General features: G+C 74.5%; 14 protein-coding genes and 1 tRNA gene. 4 read left to right on the top strand and 11 right to left on the bottom strand.

What is annotated here, in order from left to right:
- Positions 1–3: 3 nt before the first annotated feature.
- Together ACUXPL_RS06165 and ACUXPL_RS06160 are read right to left on the bottom strand one after the other, a co-directional pair.
- Positions 4–651, bottom strand: coding sequence for an MBL fold metallo-hydrolase (locus ACUXPL_RS06165; RefSeq protein ID WP_454182597.1), 648 nt, complete (start codon positions 649–651; stop codon positions 4–6).
- 145 nt (positions 652–796) lie between these two features.
- Positions 797–2032 (bottom strand): hypothetical protein, encoded by a 1236-nt coding sequence (locus ACUXPL_RS06160; RefSeq protein ID WP_454182596.1) that lies wholly within the window; start codon positions 2030–2032, stop codon positions 797–799.
- Between the two features lie 185 nt (positions 2033–2217).
- On the opposite strand from ACUXPL_RS06160, the gene ACUXPL_RS06155 reads away from it, so the two are divergent.
- On the top strand, positions 2218–2748 hold the full coding sequence (locus ACUXPL_RS06155; protein WP_010079725.1) for a peptidylprolyl isomerase: 531 nt from the start codon (positions 2218–2220) through the stop codon (positions 2746–2748).
- Between the two features lie 11 nt (positions 2749–2759).
- A complete protein-coding gene (locus ACUXPL_RS06150; RefSeq protein ID WP_454182594.1) occupies positions 2760–3704 on the top strand; it encodes a rhomboid family intramembrane serine protease in 945 nt (314 codons plus the stop codon).
- A gap of 167 nt (positions 3705–3871) precedes the next feature.
- On the opposite strand, the gene ACUXPL_RS06145 is transcribed toward ACUXPL_RS06150, so the two are convergent.
- Positions 3872–4177: a cell division protein CrgA gene (locus tag ACUXPL_RS06145; RefSeq protein ID WP_454182592.1), complete on the bottom strand. Its 306-nt coding sequence runs from the start codon at positions 4175–4177 to the stop codon at positions 3872–3874.
- Between the two features lie 157 nt (positions 4178–4334).
- Between ACUXPL_RS06145 and ACUXPL_RS06140 the strand changes: the two genes are divergently transcribed.
- The gene (locus tag ACUXPL_RS06140) at positions 4335–4988 is read left to right on the top strand and encodes an anthranilate synthase component II (protein ID WP_002858195.1); all 654 of its coding nucleotides are present in this window, start codon (positions 4335–4337) and stop codon (positions 4986–4988) included.
- Positions 4989–5033: 45 nt separating this feature from the next.
- Here the strand turns inward: ACUXPL_RS06140 and ACUXPL_RS06135 are convergent, their stop codons facing one another.
- Genes ACUXPL_RS06135 through ACUXPL_RS06105 form a run of 7 tightly spaced genes read right to left on the bottom strand, consistent with a single transcriptional unit; the run spans position 5034 to position 15489 of the window.
- Entirely contained in the window at positions 5034–7331 is a 2298-nt protein-coding gene (locus tag ACUXPL_RS06135; RefSeq protein ID WP_454182591.1) for a protein kinase domain-containing protein, read from the bottom strand.
- Between the two features lie 32 nt (positions 7332–7363).
- Positions 7364–9445, bottom strand: a complete 2082-nt coding sequence (locus ACUXPL_RS06130; RefSeq protein WP_454182590.1) for a protein kinase domain-containing protein — start codon at positions 9443–9445, stop codon at positions 7364–7366.
- Positions 9442–10887: a peptidoglycan D,D-transpeptidase FtsI family protein gene (locus tag ACUXPL_RS06125; RefSeq protein WP_336639322.1), complete on the bottom strand. Its 1446-nt coding sequence runs from the start codon at positions 10885–10887 to the stop codon at positions 9442–9444. The genes ACUXPL_RS06130 and ACUXPL_RS06125 overlap by 4 nt, the downstream gene beginning before the upstream one ends.
- Positions 10884–12308: an FtsW/RodA/SpoVE family cell cycle protein gene (locus tag ACUXPL_RS06120; RefSeq protein WP_454182589.1), complete on the bottom strand. Its 1425-nt coding sequence runs from the start codon at positions 12306–12308 to the stop codon at positions 10884–10886. Before ACUXPL_RS06120 ends, ACUXPL_RS06125 begins: the two co-directional genes overlap by 4 nt.
- A complete protein-coding gene (locus ACUXPL_RS06115) occupies positions 12305–14011 on the bottom strand; it encodes a PP2C family protein-serine/threonine phosphatase (protein WP_454182587.1) in 1707 nt (568 codons plus the stop codon). The genes ACUXPL_RS06120 and ACUXPL_RS06115 overlap by 4 nt, the downstream gene beginning before the upstream one ends.
- Positions 14012–14014: 3 nt before the next feature.
- Complete coding sequence (locus ACUXPL_RS06110) at positions 14015–14575, bottom strand: FHA domain-containing protein FhaB/FipA (protein ID WP_454182586.1); 561 nt, start codon at positions 14573–14575, stop codon at positions 14015–14017.
- Entirely contained in the window at positions 14572–15489 is a 918-nt protein-coding gene (locus tag ACUXPL_RS06105) for an FhaA domain-containing protein (RefSeq protein ID WP_454182585.1), read from the bottom strand. The genes ACUXPL_RS06110 and ACUXPL_RS06105 overlap by 4 nt, the downstream gene beginning before the upstream one ends.
- A gap of 233 nt (positions 15490–15722) precedes the next feature.
- On the opposite strand from ACUXPL_RS06105, the gene ACUXPL_RS06100 reads away from it, so the two are divergent.
- Positions 15723–15806: transfer RNA gene (locus ACUXPL_RS06100), tRNA-Leu, on the top strand.
- Between the two features lie 179 nt (positions 15807–15985).
- On the opposite strand, the gene ACUXPL_RS06095 is transcribed toward ACUXPL_RS06100, so the two are convergent.
- Positions 15986–16336, bottom strand: a complete 351-nt coding sequence (locus tag ACUXPL_RS06095; RefSeq protein ID WP_180536634.1) for a universal stress protein — start codon at positions 16334–16336, stop codon at positions 15986–15988.
- Positions 16337–16391: the final 55 nt, after the last annotated feature.

Genomic DNA, 16391 nt, shown 5'->3' with positions numbered 1-16391 from the left:
GCCTCAGAACGTCCAGGGCTCCCCGGGGGCCAGGCGCCGGTAGTCGGTCACGCCCTCGGCGAGACCCGAGAGCACCCCGTCCACCACGCCCTTGCCGTCCTCGCTGAGGATGCCGTCGTGGATGGGGCGGGTGTGCGTCGCCGCGATGGCCCGCATCTGGTCCACCACGTCCGCGATGCGCAACCACGGCGCCGCGGCGGGCAGCAGGAGCACCTCGACGTCGGCGTCCGGCACCGTGAACGAGTCGCCGGGGTGCAGCACGGCCCCGTCCACGAGGTAGGACACGTTGACCGGGCGCGGCACCTCGGCGTGGATCACCGCGTGCTCCCCGCCGAGCACCTCCACCCGGAAGCCGGCGGCCTCGAACGTCTCCCCGGGGACGGCCGTGTGCACGCGCCCGGCGTCGAGTCCCGCCTCCGCCAGCGGCCCCGTGAGGTCCCGTGGCGCCCAGACGTGCGCCTCCGTGCCGGCCACGGCCCTGGTCAGCTGCTCGGGGACCACGTGGTCCGGGTGGCTGTGCGTCACGAGGACGGCGTCCGCGCCGTCCAGGACCGCCGCGTCGCTGAACGCGCCGGGGTCGAACGCGAGGCGCCGGCCGGCCTTCTCGAGGCGGACGGCCGAGTGGCCGAAGAGGGTCAGGGTCGTGCTCATGCGGATCACTCCTTCGCCCGGCGTCGGGTTCCCGGGTGGTCCCAGCCTCCCGCGTGCTCCCGGCGGCGGACAAGGCCCGCGCCCCCTCGGTCCTGCCGAGGATGCGCGGGCCGGGCGACGTCCGCTCAGGGCGCGGGGAAGCGGGTCAGCGCTGCTGCCCGGGCTGGACGCCCAGCACCTTCGCGTTGGCGGCGGCCACCGGGTCCGGGGCGGCGGTGTCCACCCGCACGCCCTGGCCCGCCGCGGCCGAGCCGGCCTCGGCCACGACCTTCTGCTGCTGGGCGTAGGGGTTGTTGGCCTCCACCACCGGGATGTTCGCGGTGATCGGGCCCGGCACCGGGGCGGTCCACGGATCCTGCACCGGCTTGGTCAGGCGCCACAGGGCGAAGCCGGCGCCGGCGGCGGCGGCCGCCATGCCCGCGACGATCCAGGCGCGGCCACCCGAGCGGGAGGCCCGGCGACCGGCGGCACGGTTCAGGTCCTTCTCGGCGGCGCCGGCGTACTGCTCGGCACCCTTGCGCAGGCGCTTCACGATCGCCTTGTCCCCGGTGAGCTTGATCAGCGCCTGCTCCAGGGCGTCCGGGACCTCGACGTCGTGGGCGGTCTTGCGGGCGTGCGCGGCGCCGTCGGCCAGGCGGGCGGCGGCCACGGGGAGGACCTCCTCCTTGCGGCGCTGGGCGTAGTCGCCGGCGTCGGCCAGGCGGGCCTGCACCTGCGGGGCCACCTTCCCGCCCTGCTCCTGCAGCGCGGACAGACCCGTGGCGAGGAGACCGGCGAGGGTCAGGCCGCCCGCCGCGGCGGCGTCCTTGGCCTGACCGGCACGGTCGCTGAACAGGGTGGCGGACCGCTGGGCGTCCTTGCGGGCGCCCTTGGCGGCCTTCTTCGCGTCCTTGCGCAGACCCTTGGCGGCCTGGCGGCCGTCCCGGCGCAGCTGCTTGGCCTTGCGGCCCCCACGACGGCGGCCCTTCTTCGCGGCCTTCTCGGCATCCTTGCGCGCCGCGGCGAACTGCTGCTGCACCTCGTGGCCGGCGTCCTGCGCCTGGGCCTGCAGGTGCTCGAAGAAGTCCTGGACGGTGTCCACGCCCTTGGCGACGGCCGGGGCCAGCAGCCCGTACTGGTGCGCGACGGCCTCACCGGCCTTCCGCGCCCCGCGCTCGACCACGGGGCCGTACTCCTTCTTGGCGTCCTGGGCCTTGCGACGGCCCTCCTCGGCCGCTGCGGAGCCGCCGATCAGCCCGTACGCCGCGGCCACCTCGCTCCAGGCGCGGGTGGACTCCACCTTCGGGGCGGCCCAGTGGCGCAGATTCTCCGCCTGGCGCGCGACGAACGCGTTCGCGCCGCCGTCGTGCTGGATCTCGTCGTGCAGGGTCTTGCGAGCCATGTGATGCCTCCCGTGGGTTCTGGATGGTCGTTGAACGCGGTGGTCCTCGAGGCCCAGCCTAGTGGCCGACCCCCGCCGTGGCACGGGTCCCGGCCCGCCGGGACGGCGTACGCCGATCGCGGACGACCCGCCCCCGGACGGCGGGATCCGGACGGCCCGCCGCCGCGGATGGAACAATGGGGCGCATGGCGAACAAGACGCACACCGCGACCATCCACACGAACCACGGCGACATCGTCGTCGAGCTGTTCGGCAACCACGCCCCGAAGACCGTGAAGAACTTCGTGGGCCTCGCCACCGGCGAGCAGGAGTGGACCCACCCGCAGACCGGTGAGAAGAACAACGGCGCCCCGCTGTACTCCGGCACCGTGTTCCACCGCATCATCAAGGACTTCATGATCCAGGGCGGCGACCCGCTCGGCATGGGCATCGGCGGCCCCGGCTACCAGTTCGGCGACGAGATCCACCCCGAGCTGCAGTTCGACCGTCCCTACCTGCTGGCCATGGCCAACGCCGGCCCCGGCACCAACGGCTCGCAGTTCTTCATCACCTCCGTGCCCACCGGCTGGCTCAACGGCAAGCACACCATCTTCGGCGAGGTGAAGGACGAGGCCTCCCAGAAGGTCGTGGACGAGCTCAACGCCGTCGCCACCGATCCCCGCGACCGCCCGCTCGAGGACGTCGTCATCGAGTCCATCGACATCGACGAGGCCTGAGCAGCCCCTCGGTGAGCACCACCCCCTCTGACCCGCACGGCCCGGACTCCGCGGACGGCACACCCCCGGTGTGCCCGCGGCATCCGGGCCGTGCGGCGTATGTGCGCTGCGCCGTCTGCCGGCGCCCCGCGTGCCTCGACTGCCAGCGTCCCGGCTCCGCGGCCGGGCCGGTCTGCGTGGACTGTGCGTCCGGCGTCGTGGCCGGCCCTGCTCCGACGGTGGCCCCCGCCGCCGGCGCCGCCGCGACGGTCCCGCTCCGACGGCGGACGGGCTTCGCCGCCTCGCCCGTCACCTGGATCCTGCTGGCGGTCACGGTGGTGTTCTATGCGGCGCAGTGGCTGACCCGGGACCAGTCGTCCGGCGTGACCGAGGCGCTCTGGTACGCCGGGCTCTACACGTCCCCATACGGCATGGAGCCGTGGCGGATGGCCTCCTACGCGCTCGTGCACGACGTCTCCGGTCCCACGCACCTGCTGCTGAACATGCTCGCGCTGTGGGTGATCGGGCGCGTGCTCGAGCCCGCGCTGGGCTGGTGGCGGTTCCTCGCCCTCTACGTGCTCTCCGCTGTGGGCGGCGCGGTGTTCGCGCTGTGGGTCTCGGACCCGCTGCAGCCCGTCGTCGGGGCATCCGGCGCCGTGTACGGCATGTTCGCGGCCCTGTTCCTGCTCACCCGGGTGCGGGGCGGGCAGGTGCGCTCGATCGCCGTGCTGATCGGCCTGAACCTCGTGTTCTCGTTCCTGCTGCCCGGGGTGGCCTGGCAGGTGCACGTGGGCGGGCTGCTGACGGGCGCCGTCGTCGCCGTCGTGTTCTCCCTGGCCGGTGGGCTGCGCCCCGGCCGCGCGCGCGTGCCGTCCGTGGGCGCCCAGGCGGCCGGCCTCGTGGTCGTGGCGGCGGCGCTGGCGGCGCTCACGGTGCTCGGCGCCGCACGGGTCACGGTGGCCGGCCTGCTCGGCTAGGCCGCCGTCCCCCACCGTCCCCGGAGTTCTCCACAGCCGGGTGTGCACTTCTTCCCACAGGGGTGTCCACACCTGTGGACAACTCCGGGGACAACTCGTCTTCGGGCGGGATCGTGCGGATCCGTCATCCACAGGGTTGTCCACCGCTGTGGAGAACTACACGGGTGTCATTCGCTCCAGCGGGACATCATGAGGAACCCGACGAGCGCGATGCCGAAGCCCACGAGGATGTTCCAGCCGCCGATCTGCACGACCGGGAAGAGACCCTGGGTCAGGTAGTAGACGATGATCCAGAGCAGGCCGAGGATCAGCAGGCCGAACATCACGGCCTTGTACCCGGGGGAGAGGGGCTTCGGACCTGGGTTCACGTCCCCGAGGTCCGTCCGCACGGCGGAGCGGCTGCGGCGCGCGGCCTCGAGCTCCTCGCGCTTCCGACGGGCCGAGTCCTTGCGCTTGCCGGCGGGTGCTGCCACGGGTCTTCTCCTCGGGTGGGGGGGTGGTGGGCGCCCCCACCGGCGGGGACCGGGGCGGGGACGGTATCCTGCTGACCTGCCCAGGACCGGGGTCAGCGACGTGCCCGGCCAGTCTATGCACCCCGCTCCCACGCGGCGGGGAGGAAAGAGCGCCCCCGTGCAGAGCCCCGAGGTCTCCGTCCTCGTCGTCGACAACTACGACAGCTTCGTCTACACCCTGGTGGGCTACCTCGAGCAGCTCGGGGCCCGCACCACCGTGATCCGCAACGACGAGGTCACCCCCGCCCGCGCACTCGAGCTCGCGGCCGAGCACACGGCGGTGCTCATCTCGCCCGGGCCGGGCGCGCCCGCCGACGCCGGTGTCTCCCTCGACCTCATCCGCTCCGCCGCCGACGGCGGCCGTCCGCTCTTCGGGGTGTGCCTGGGGCACCAGGCCATCGCGGAGGCGTTCGGCGCCACCGTGACGCACGCGGAGTCCCTCATGCACGGCAAGACGTCCCTGGTCCGCCACGGTGAGCACCCCATGTTCGAGGGCGTCCCCTCGCCGTTCACCGCCACCCGCTACCACTCGCTGGCCGCCGTGCGGCCCACCGTGGACGAGGCGGTCCTGGAGATCACCGCCGAGACCGAGGACGGGGTCGTGATGGGACTGGCCCACCGCACCGCGCCCCTGTGGGGCGTGCAGTTCCACCCCGAGTCCGTGCTCACCGAGGGCGGCTACCGGATGCTCGGCAACTGGCTCGAGTCCGTGGGGCTCTCCGGGGCCGCCGAGCGCGGCGGCCGGCTCTCGCCCCTCGTCCGCCAGGACTGACCGGTCCCGGGGCCCGGTTCGCGGGTCCGACGGCGCCCCGTCCGCTCAGGTGGACGGCGGCGGATCGATCGAGGGCTCGGGGTCCGGCGTCAGCGTCGGCAGCGGGTCCACCGGCGTCCCGGTGGGCGAGGTGCTCGGCGACTGCTCGGTCGGCCCCGGCGATGTCGACGGGGCCGCCGACGTCGACGACGGGCTCTGCGTCGGCGACGGCGTCGCGGTCGCCGTCGGCTCGGGGCTGGGCGTGTTCGAGGCGGACGGCGAGGGCGACGGCTCCGCGCTCTCGGAGGGCTCGGGGCTCTCCGACGGCGGGGGGCTCGGTGACGCGGACGCCGACGGCGTGGGCTCGGGCGCCTCGCTGGACGGCGGTGCCGGCTCGGAGGGCTCGGCCGTGGGCGCGATCCACGAGGAAGCCGTCAGGGTCAGGGAGGAACGGTTGTCCACGCGGACGCCGGCGGGCGGATCCTGGGCCACGACCGTGCCGGTGTCGGTGGTCGCGCCGTCCTCGTCCTGGATCCGCACGCGCAGCTCGGGGGCGCTCAGCGCCAGCTGACGCCGCGCGTCCGGAGCGCTCATCCCCACCACGTCCGGCACGGCGACCATGCCGCTGGACAGGTGCAGCACCACGGAGGAGCCGGGCGGCACGTGGGTGCCCATCGCGGGGTCGGTGCGGGCGAGCAGCCCGCGCTCGAGTCGGCCGTCGTCCTGGTACTGCACGGAGGAGACGCGCAGGCCCAGCCGTCCCAGCTCGCGGCGGGCCGCGTCCTCGGACAGCCCGTGCAGGGAGTCGGACAGCGCGATGCCCTCCTTGCCGCGGGACACCCGGATCCGCACCTCGGCCCCGCGGGGCACCTCCGTGCCCGTCTGCGGGTCGCTCTGGGTGACGGTCCCGTCCGGGGCGTCGGCCATGTACGCGGACGAGACGACGGCCACCAGGCCTGCGTCCTCGAGCGCCGCGACCGCCTCGTCCTGCTGCAGCCCCACCACCGCGGGCACCTCCACGGTGGTGCGCAGGGCCGCCGCGAGCCACGGCGCCAGGACCAGGGCCAGCGCGACCAGGACCACGCCGGCCGCCAGGAGCGTGCGCCGGCGGACGCGCCGGCGGACGCGACGGGGTGCGGCCGTCGCCGGTGCCGGCGTGTCTCGGGGCGGCGGTTCGGGCCGGGGCGTCGCCGCGGCACCGGGCGTCACCGGCTGGCCGCCGGTCACCGGGCGGGGGCCGTCCATGGCGGCGGCGGCGGCCAGCTGCGCGGCGGAGGCGGCGCCGGGCAGTCCCGCACCCGCGACGGCGTGGTTCGCCGCCTGGGGCTGTGCGACGTCCGGCTCGGCCGGGACGGAGGGTGTCGGCCGGGTCAGCGGGACCGTGGCCGTCGGCACGTCGGTGTCGTCGGCCCCGTGCTCCGCGGGCGTGGCGCCCGGCACCGCGCCGCCCGCGCCGACGAGGGCGGGATGGCCGGCACCGAGCGGCGGGGTGTGGCGGCCGGGGGCGGCGTGCGGATCCGCGGCGGCCTCCTCGAGGGCCGCGAGGAACGCGGCGCCGGTGGGGAACCGGTCCCGCGGATCCTTGCGCAGGGCGCGCAGCACCACCGGGTCGAACGCGGGCGGCAGGTCGGGGTCGACGTCGGAGGGCGCCGGCGGCTCCTCGCGCACGTGCTGGTAGGCCACGGCCAGCGGCGTGTCACCCGTGAAGGGGGGCCGGCCCGTGAGCAGCTCGAACAGCAGGCAGCCGGCCGCGTAGAGGTCGGCGCGGCCGTCCACGGTGCGGCCCGTCGCCTGCTCCGGGGCCAGGTACAGGGCTGTGCCCACCACGGCCTGGGTCTGCGACGTGGTGGCGGAGGTGTCGGCCAGCGCGTGGGCGATCCCGAAGTCCATCACCTTCACGGTGCCCGTGTCCGTGACCATGACGTTCGCGGGCTTCACGTCGCGGTGGACGATGCCCTCCTCGTGCGCGTGCTCGAGCGCTTCCAGCACGCCCCGGGTCCAGGCCACGGCGCGGTCCGGGCCCACGGCGCCCTCGGCGTGCAGGATCTCCCGCAGCGTCCGGCCGGAGACGAGCTCCATCACCAAGAACGGGCAGTCCACCGGATGGAGGCCGTCCTCGAGGGAGACCTCGCCCGTGTCGTACACGGAGACGATCGAGGGGTGGTTCAGGGAGGCCGCCGAGCGCGCCTCCTTGCGGAAGCGCGCCTGGAAGTGCGGGTCGCGCGCCAGATCCCGGCGTATCAGCTTCACCGCCACCGGGCGGTGCAGCCGCAGGTCCTCGCCGCGGAAGACGTCCGCCATGCCGCCGCGCCCGATCAGCTCACCGATCCGGTACCGCCCGTTCAGGGTCCTCTGCTCGTCCACAGACACGTCCGCGTGGTCGTCCCGCCCGCCGCTCAGGCGGAGGGCGTGGCGTCGGCGGACGAGGTCTGCGCGCCACGCGCGTCGGCGGAGGAGGCATCCGCGCCGCGCGCGCCAGCGGACGGGTCAGTGGTGGGCTGGCCCGTCGGCGCCGTGGACTCCCCGGAGGACTCCGTCGTCGGATCCCCCGTGGGCGTCGTCGGCTCCTCGGTCGGCTCCTGCGTGGGCTCCGGGTCGGCGGTGGCCGTCGGGGATTCGGCGGTGGGGGACGGGCTGGGCTCGTCCGAGGCCGACGGGCTCGGCTCGGTGCTCAGCTCCTCCGACGCGCTGGGCTCCGGCTCCGAGGCGGGCTGGGACGCCTCGCGGGTCGGCGCGGCGTCGGACCCGCCAGTGGCCACGATCAGCTGCACGTGCGTGTCGTAGCGGTGACGCTCGCCCTCGCCGGGCACCACGCGCACCACCTCGCCGTCGGCGCCGTCGGCGGACGGGTCGTCCACCCGGTCCACGGTGAAGCCGCGGTCGCGCAGCGTCTGGATCGCGCTGTCCACGGGCTGGCCCACGAGGCCCTCCGGGATGACGCCCTCCCCGGTGGAGACGGCCAGCGTGACGGTCTCACCGCGCTGCAGCGCCCCCACGGGGTTGATCTCCTCGACGGTGCCCTGCGGGCTCTGCGCGTCGCGGTCCTCCTCGCGCACCGCCAGGCCGAGTCCCTCGAGCTCGGTGCGCACCTCGCTCACGGGGCGACCCTTGTACGCCTCCGGGTCCACGCTCACGGACGACTCCTCCTGCGAGGTCGCCGGCGCCGAGCCGCCGTCGCCGCGGCCACCCGTGAGCAGCGGCCACAGCAGCGCCCCCAGCAGGGCGAACACCACGAGCCCGAGCAGCGCCCACAGCGGCCAGGGGTTGGCGCGCCGCCGGCGGGCGGGCGCGGAGCCGCCCCCGGCGGGCGGGCCCGGGTCCACGACGTCGCCCGGGCGGGTCTGCTGGTCGCGCGCGGCGGCGATCTCGTGGTCGCGCGTGCTCGCGCTCGCGGCGGCGCCGGCCGCACCGGCCGCGCCCACGGCCGCCGCACCGGCGGCGGGGCCGCGGGCGTCGTCGTCGGCGCGGGGCTGGGCCGCGGTCACCGGCAGCGCCGCGGTGGCGGGGGAGCCGTCCGCCCGGGTGCCCTCGGCGCGCGGATGGGTGGTGCGCATGCCGTCGTAGTCCAGGGGAGCGGTCTCGGCGCCCGAGGGGTCGGCCACGCCCTGCTCCTCGAGGAAGACGGCCAGGCCGGGCACGGCCTCCACGGCGCCGCGGGTGTCCTTACGACGCAGCGCGTCGGCGGCGTCCGAGAGCGCGGTCGCGTCCGAGGGCCGCTCCCGGGGGTCCTTCGAGAGCATGCACATGATCAGGGCGCGCACCGGGGCCGGGACGGTGTCCGGCAGGGGCGGCGGGGTGTCGTTGACCTGGGCGAGGGCGATCGCGATCTGGGACTCGCCCGTGAACGGGCGATGCCCGGCGAGGGCCTCGTAGCCGATGATGCCCAGCGAGTAGAGGTCGGAGGAGCCGGTGGCCTGCTGCCCCGTGGCCTGCTCGGGCGCGAGGTACTGGGCGGTGCCCATCACCTGGCCGGTGGCCGTGAGCGGGACCTGGTCCGCCAGGCGCGCGATGCCGAAGTCCGTCACCTTCACCCGGCCGGTGGGCGTGATCATGAGGTTGCCGGGCTTGACGTCGCGGTGCACGAGCCCCTGGGCGTGGGCCGCCGAGAGCGCGGCCGCCGTCTGCGCGATGATCCGCAGGGTCCGCTCGGGGGAGAGCACCTTCTCCTTCTCGAGGATGGAGGACAGCGGCTGGCCCGGCACGAGCTCCATGACGAGGTAGGCGGAGCCCTTCTCCTCGCCGTAGTCATAGACGTTGGCGACGCCGGGGTGGTTCAGCAGCGCGGTGTGCTGGGCCTCCGCCCGGAAGCGGCGCAGGAAGTTGGGGTCACCCGTGTACTCCTCCTTGAGGATCTTCACGGCGGTGATCCGGCCCAGGACCTTGTCCCGGGCCTTCCACACCTCGCCCATGCCGCCGATCGCGATGCGATCGGTCAGCTGGTACCTGCCCCCGAGGGTGATGCCCGATGTCGGCCTCATTCCGTGACCACCGCTTCCATGATTGCCTTCATGCCACTGACGATTGTCTGATGTCCAACCCCCGGCGGCTCGTCCTCCACCACGATCGTCACGGCCGCCCGGGGGTTCTCGCTCGCGTCGAAGCCGGTGATCCAGGAGTGCACGTTGCCCGTGTCCCCGACCTCGGCCGTGCCCGACTTCGCCGCGATCCGCACCGTGTCCGACTGCACGGATCCCAGGATGCCGTCCTCCACCGCCGAGACCATCATGTCCGAGACCTGCCCGGCCACCTCGGGGGTCGTGGCCCGGCCGCGCTCACGGGGGCTGAACTCCTGCACCGTGGTGAGGTCCGAACGGCGGACCGCCTTGATCAGCTGCGGCTCCATGACCACGCCGTCGTTCGCGATGCCGGCGGCCACCATGGCCATCTGCAGCGCGGTGGCCTGCACGTCCCGCTGGCCGATCGAGGACTGCGCCAGCGCGGCGTCGTCCAGGTCGGAGGGGAACACGGAGCCGGTCACGGGCAGCGGGTAGTCGAAGGAGTCGTTGAAGCCGAACCGCTCGGCGACCTCCCGGATCCGGTCCTGGCCCAGCTCGACGGCGGCCATGGCGAACGGCGTGTTGCAGGACTGCGCCAGTGCCCACGTGAGGGTCTGACGCCCCACGGTGTTGCACGGTGAGCCGTCGTAGTTGGGCAGCTCCGTGGTCGTGCCGGGCAGCGTCCACGCGGCGGGGATGTCCACCGTCCCGTCCGGGGTGTAGTCACCGGACTCGAGCATGGCCACCGCGTCGATCAGCTTGAATGTGGAGCCGGGGGACACGAGCTGCTCCGCGGCGCGGTTGCGGTACGCGCTGGCGCCGGGGATCTGGTCGATCGCGGCCATGGCCGACTGCGCCTCGGCCGGGCTGTGCGAGGAGAGCGCGTTGGAGTCGAAGCCCGGCTTCGACACCATGGCCAGGATCTCGCCCGTCGTCGGGTCCGTGACTACGGCGGAGGCGCGCACGCCGTCCGGGAGCGCGTCGTACGCCAGACGCTGCAGCTCGGGGTCGATCGTCAGCTCCACCTGGTCGCCCTCGGGCGTGGCGCCCGTGATGATCTCCATGGCGCGGTCCACGAACTGGGACGTGGGGGTGCCGGAGAGCTGCTCGTTCATGGCCGCCTCCAGCCCGTCGGTGCCGTAGGTGAGCGAATAGAAGCCCGTGAGCGGGGCGTACAGCTCGGGCTCGTGGTAGACGCGCTGGTAGTGGTAGGCGTCGTCGGAGGGGACGGACTCGGCGATCGGCTCGCCGTCCACGAGGATCGGCCCGCGCGGGGCGCCGAACTCCAGGAACATCTGCCGCGAGTTCAGGGCGTGCGTCTTGAGCTGGTCCGCGGCCAGCACCTGGATGACGGACGCGGCCAGCGCGAGCACCAGGATCATGGCCGCCATGACGGTCCACGTGCGTCGGATCGCCTCGTTCACCGCGCCTCACCTCCTCCCGAGGGCACAGCGGCCGCCGGGAGCGCCGTGCCGGGGTCGAGGTGGCCGGCGCCGGGCCCGGACGCGTTGACCATCCCGTCCACGACCACGGGACGGCGGGCGGCGTTCGAGATGCGCAGCACGAGCCCCACGATGATCCAGTTGGCCAGCAGCGACGAGCCGCCGGCGGCGAGGAACGGCGTCGTGAGGCCGGTGAGCGGCAACACGAGGGTCACGCCGCCCATCACCACGAACACCTGCCACGCCATGGTGAAGGCCAGGCCGGAGGCGAGCACCTTGCCGAACGCGTCGCGCACGCCGAGGGCGGCGCGCATCATGCGGGTGACGAGCAGGAAGTACAGGACGAGCACGGCGGCCAGGCCCACGAAGCCGAGCTCCTCGCCGATGGCCGTGAGGATCATGTCCGAGAAGGACAGCGGCACCTGGGTGGGGTTGCCCGCGCCCAGGCCGGTGCCCATCAGCCCGCCCGAGGCCATCGCGAACAGGCCCTGGACCACCTGGTAGGAGCCGCCGAAGTCCCGATGGTAGATCTCGGGGTCGAAGGCCCTCAGCCAGATCTCGAACCGGGCGGTCACGTGCGGCATGAACAGGAACGCCAGCGCCGCGCCGAAGGCGATCAGGCCCAGGCCGAGGAGGATCCAGGAGGCGCGGGACGTGGCGATGTAGAGCATCGCCATGAACATGCCGAAGAACAGCAGGGCCGAGCCCAGGTCGCGCTGGAACACGAGCACGCCGAGCGCCAGGAGCCAGCCGGCCAGCAACGGGCCCAGATCCCGGGCGCGGGGGAAGGTCACCGGGCCCACGCGGCGGCCGGCCAGCAGGATCAGGTCGCGGTTCGCGGAGAGGTAGCCGGCGAAGAAGATGGCCAGCGTGATCTTGGCGATCTCGCCGGGCTGGAAGGTACCGAATCCGACGTCGATCCAGATCCGCGCCCCGTACATGCTCAGGCCCAGCCCGGGCACGAGCGGCAGGAGCAGCAGCACGCCGGACGCGGCGAGGAACAGGTAGGGCCAGCGCCGCAGCACCCGGTGGTCGCGCACCAGGAACACCAGGGCGGAGGCCACCAGGACGGCCAGGACGGACCACACGAGCTGCGAGGTGGGATTGGCCATCGCGGCGTCCTGGCTCAGCCGGTGGATCATGGCCAGGCCCAGCCCGTTGAGCAGGGCGGTGATCGGCAGCATGAACGGGTCCGCGTAGGGGGCGCGCAGCCGCAGGACCACGTGCAACACCAGGGTGGCGGCCCCGAAGACGCCCAGCGGCACCCAGGCGGTGGAGTCCAGCGGGGCGTCCGTGCCGATCATGCCCAGCAGGTCCGCCCCCAGGGCGATGGCCAGGGAGGCCAGCAGCAGGACCAGTTCGATGTTCCGGCGCGGGCGTGCGGGGGAGATCACCTCGGTCACGGGGCCTCACCTCCCGTCGCGCTCGGGGACGACGCCGGACTCGTCGGCGCGGCGGAGCCGGACGCGTCCGAGGGGCGGGCAGACGACGACGGCGTCGTGCTCGGCTGGGCCCGCTCGGAGGGCTCACCGGCGGGGGCGGGGGCGTTCGGGTGCAGCGAGTCGCGCAGCTCGGCGACGATCTGCTCCGCGTGGTCCACGTCCCGGGCGGCCATGCCGGCGTTCACGCGGTCGCGTGCGTATGCGGGCAGCGCGTCCACCGGGAGGTCGGTCTGGCGGTCCACGTGGGACAGCTCGAGCGGGCCCAGCCGCTGGGAGACGCCCTTGAACACGGCGATCCGGCCGTCGTTGGCCCCCACGTAGTACTGCGTCTGGGTCCACAGGTAGCCCCACACGGCCACGGCCGCGAGGGTGAGGGCGAGCAGCGTGGTGAACACGGGGATGAACCAGCCGCGGCGGTACTGCACCGGGCGGTCGTCCTTCCCACGCCGCCGACGCGCGGCCCGGTCGTCGGAGCCGCCGGCGGGCCCGGCGGTCGCCGGGGCCGCGGTCGACGCCTCGGCGGCCTCGTCGGACGGGTGGTCGGCGGCGGTGGCGGCCGGTGTGGCGGCGGAGGAGGAACCGGCCGCGGCGGCGGCCGCGGTGCCGTTCGGCGCGGCGGGCGGGACGGACGCGTCCGGGCGCGGGGCGGCGTCGGGATCCGGCCCGTCCGTGAGGACGGCCGCGGTGCGTCGGGGACGGTTCTCCGGCACGGGCGTCTCGCCGAGCAGGGCAGCGGCGCGGCGGAGCGTGGAGCTGCGGGTGACCACGGGGATGCGATCGGTCTTCACGGCGTTGGAGGCCGCGCCGACGAGCAGGTGGGGCCGTGCGTCGAGGTCCTCGCGCAGCAGCAGGCCGGAGACCGGACCGACCTCGGGCGGGTGGGCCGCGGCGAGGGCCTGCTCGGACAGGTGGACCTCCGGGACGGGGGCCAGCTCCTCCGCCGTGCCCTCCGCGATCTCGAACGCCACCACGGTCACGTTGTCCGGGGCGCCACCCTTGAGGGTCAGCTCCACGAGGGTGTCGACGGCCTGGTTGAGAGCCTCCGAGTCCCGCAGCACCTCGTGGATCCTCTCGGGGGAGACCACGTCCGTGAGGCCGTCCGAGCAGAACAGCCAGCGCTCTCCGGGGGCGACGGGCACCTCGAACACGTCCAGCTCGGGGGAGGCGTCCACGTCGCCGAGCACGCGCATGAGCACGTTCTTGTTCGGGTGGAACGGGGCCTCCCCGGCCTCGAGGCGCCCCTCGTCCACGAGCTTCTGCACGAACGTGTGGTCCGTGGTGACCTGGGAGAACTCGCCGTCCGCGAGCCGGTAGGCCCGGGAGTCGCCGATGTGCGCCATGTGCAGCGTGGTCCCCGCGAGCAGGCCGGCGGTGCACGTGGTGCCCATGCCGGCGAGCTTGGGGTTGGCGTGCACCAGCTCGTTGAGGATCAGGTTGGCGTTCTGGATCTCGTCCGGCAGCACCGTGGCCGGGTCCTCGTAGCCCACCGCGTCCAGCGGGGCCAGGTCCAGCACCGTGGACGCGCTCGCCACGTCGCCGCCCACGTGCCCGCCCATGCCGTCTGCGAGCACGGCCAGATGACGGCCCACGTAGGCGGAGTCGTCGTTCTTGGCACGGACGCGGCCGACGTCGGAGCGGGCGGCGTAGCGGAGGACGAGGGTCATGGGTCAGGCCTCGAGCTCCATGACTGTCTTGCCGATGCGGATGGCCGTGCCGGGGCCCACGGGCAGCGCGCGGGTGACGGGGGCGCCGTTCACGTAGGTGCCGTTCGTGGAGCCGAGGTCCTCGAGGAACCAGCGGGTGCCCTGGGGGAACAGCCGGGCGTGGCGGCCGGAGGCGTAGTCGTCCACGAGCACCAGGTCGGCGTCCTGGGCGCGGCCCATCAGCAGGGGGCGGCCCTCCAGGGCGATGGTCTGCCCGGCCTTCGGACCCTCGACCACCCGCAGGGTGCGGGACAGCCGCGGGGCCGGCGTCGTCGGCGCGGACGCGGCGGGGGACGGCGTCGACGCGGGCGCGGGGCGGTCGACCGCGGACGAGCCCGCCCCGGCGACCCCGGCCGCGGGCACCGCGGTGACCAGGCCGGCGTCGTGCTGGGCCTGCTGGAGGCGCGTCTTGTTGCGCCGGCCGACCACGAGGTCGCGGCCCTGCGCCATGACGATGGAGATGATCAGCACCCACAGGGCCAGCAGCAGGCCCATGCGGAACACGGCGACGGCGAGCTCGCTCATGCGCGGCCCCCCGTCCCGCCGAAGAACAGCAGCTCGGTCTGGCCGACGGTCACCACGTCCCCGTCGCGCAGGGTGACGGAGCCGTCCACGCGGCGGCCGTTGACGAGCACGCCGTTGCGGCTGCCCAGGTCCAGGAGCGTGACCGTGGAGCCGACGGTGAGCAGGCGCAGGTGTTCGCGGGACACCGAGGAGTCCGGGATCACGAGGTCGGCACGCTCGGCGGAGCGGCCGAGGATGAGGTCGTCCCCGTCCAGGGGGAGCATGCGGCCGTCCAGCTCGAGGGCCGGGCCGGCGGGCTCGGTCACGGGGCGGCCCATCACGACGGTCGGCTGGTCGGCGTGGGCGTGGGCGGCGGGCGCGGTCGGGGCGGCGGCCCGGCGGGGCGCCGGACGGGGCCCGACGCGCGGGGCGGGGGAGGGCTCGCGGGGTGGGGCCGCCGGCAGGTCCTCGACCAGCCGGTCCGGCGCCGCGGCGGAGGCTCCCGGGCCGTGGGCGGTGGCGGGCGAGGCGCCGTCGTCGTGGGGGGCCGGGGCGGTGAGCGAGCCGTCGTCCAGGCGGGTGACCACGCGCAGGTCCCCGGCGCGCACGTCCGCGTCCGGGTGGAAGGCGACCCGGACCGTGCCGGGCAGCGCGTAGCCCTGGGAGTCGGCGTGGCGGATGACCTCATCGCACAGCTCGCTGGCGAGGGTGGACCCCCACGAGCGGGCGCGCTCGAAGTCGGCGGGGGAGAAGTGGACCACGTAGCTGTTGGGCGCGACCGTGTGGCCCTCGGACAGCGCGAACGACTCGTCGTCCATCGCCTGCCGCAGGGCCGAGGCGATCTCCACCGGCTTGACCGCCCGCGGACCGCCGGCCGAGAAGGCCGAGCGCACGGCCCGCTCGAGGCCGCGTTCGAGGTTGTCCAGAAGTCCCACGACGGGGCCCCTTTCCACAGTTGTCCTTCCCGATACTACGGGCCGGGCTGGGAGACCGCCGAGAACAGCAGGATTCTGCGGGGTGGAGCGCGGGTGGGAGAGGCGTCGGAGGGGGCGAGCCGCGGGGGTGGGCGTCGGGGCCGATTTGCATGCCCGGGCGGGCGGGGGTTAGAGTATTCCTCGCTGCCTGTGACGGTCGCCGGGTGTCCGGGGCTGAGAGCGGGAAGCCACTCGCGCGAGTGGCGGAATTGGTAGACGCGCTGGCTTCAGGTGCCAGTGTTCGCAAGGACGTGGGGGTTCAAGTCCCCCCTCGCGCACCGAGGGCGAAGGCCCCGGAACCACACGGTTCCGGGGCCTTCGGCGTTCCCGGGCTGGTCCCCACTCACCGGTTGGGGGCGGTTTCGGGCGGTATCCACGCCGAATACCGCCCGAAACCGCCCCCAAACGCCGCGGGGTGGGGCGAGCGACGGCGGGGCCGCCCGCCCGACGCCGGCCCTCACGGCTTGACGCACACCACCGGGACGCGCGCCTCGAGGATGATCTGCTGCGCGGCCGATCCCAGCAGCAGCTTGCCCACGGGGGAGCGGTGCTTCACGCCCACCACGATCCGGCTCGCGCCCACGCGCTCGGCGTGCTCGAGCAGGTCGCCGACGGCGTCCCGGCCGCGCTCCTGGGCGTGCGCCACGGACGCGGCGACGCCGGCCTCGCGCGCCTCCGCCTCGTCCGGCTCGGTCCCGTCGAGGGAGAACCAGACCACGTCCTCTCCGCGCAGGGCCGCCTCGGCCAGGGCGGCCCGCCAGGCCGCGGCGCTCTCGGGGGTGCTGGTTCCGGTGCTGATGATCGTCATGGGGACCACTGTGCGCCATGGACGCGGCCCCCGTCACCTCCCCGACCGGTTGTCG

The organism is Micrococcus sp. 140720015-1 (assembly GCF_053627595.1).
The sequence above is the reverse complement of the archived record's forward strand: the minus strand, read 5'-3'. Positions and strand labels throughout refer to the sequence as shown.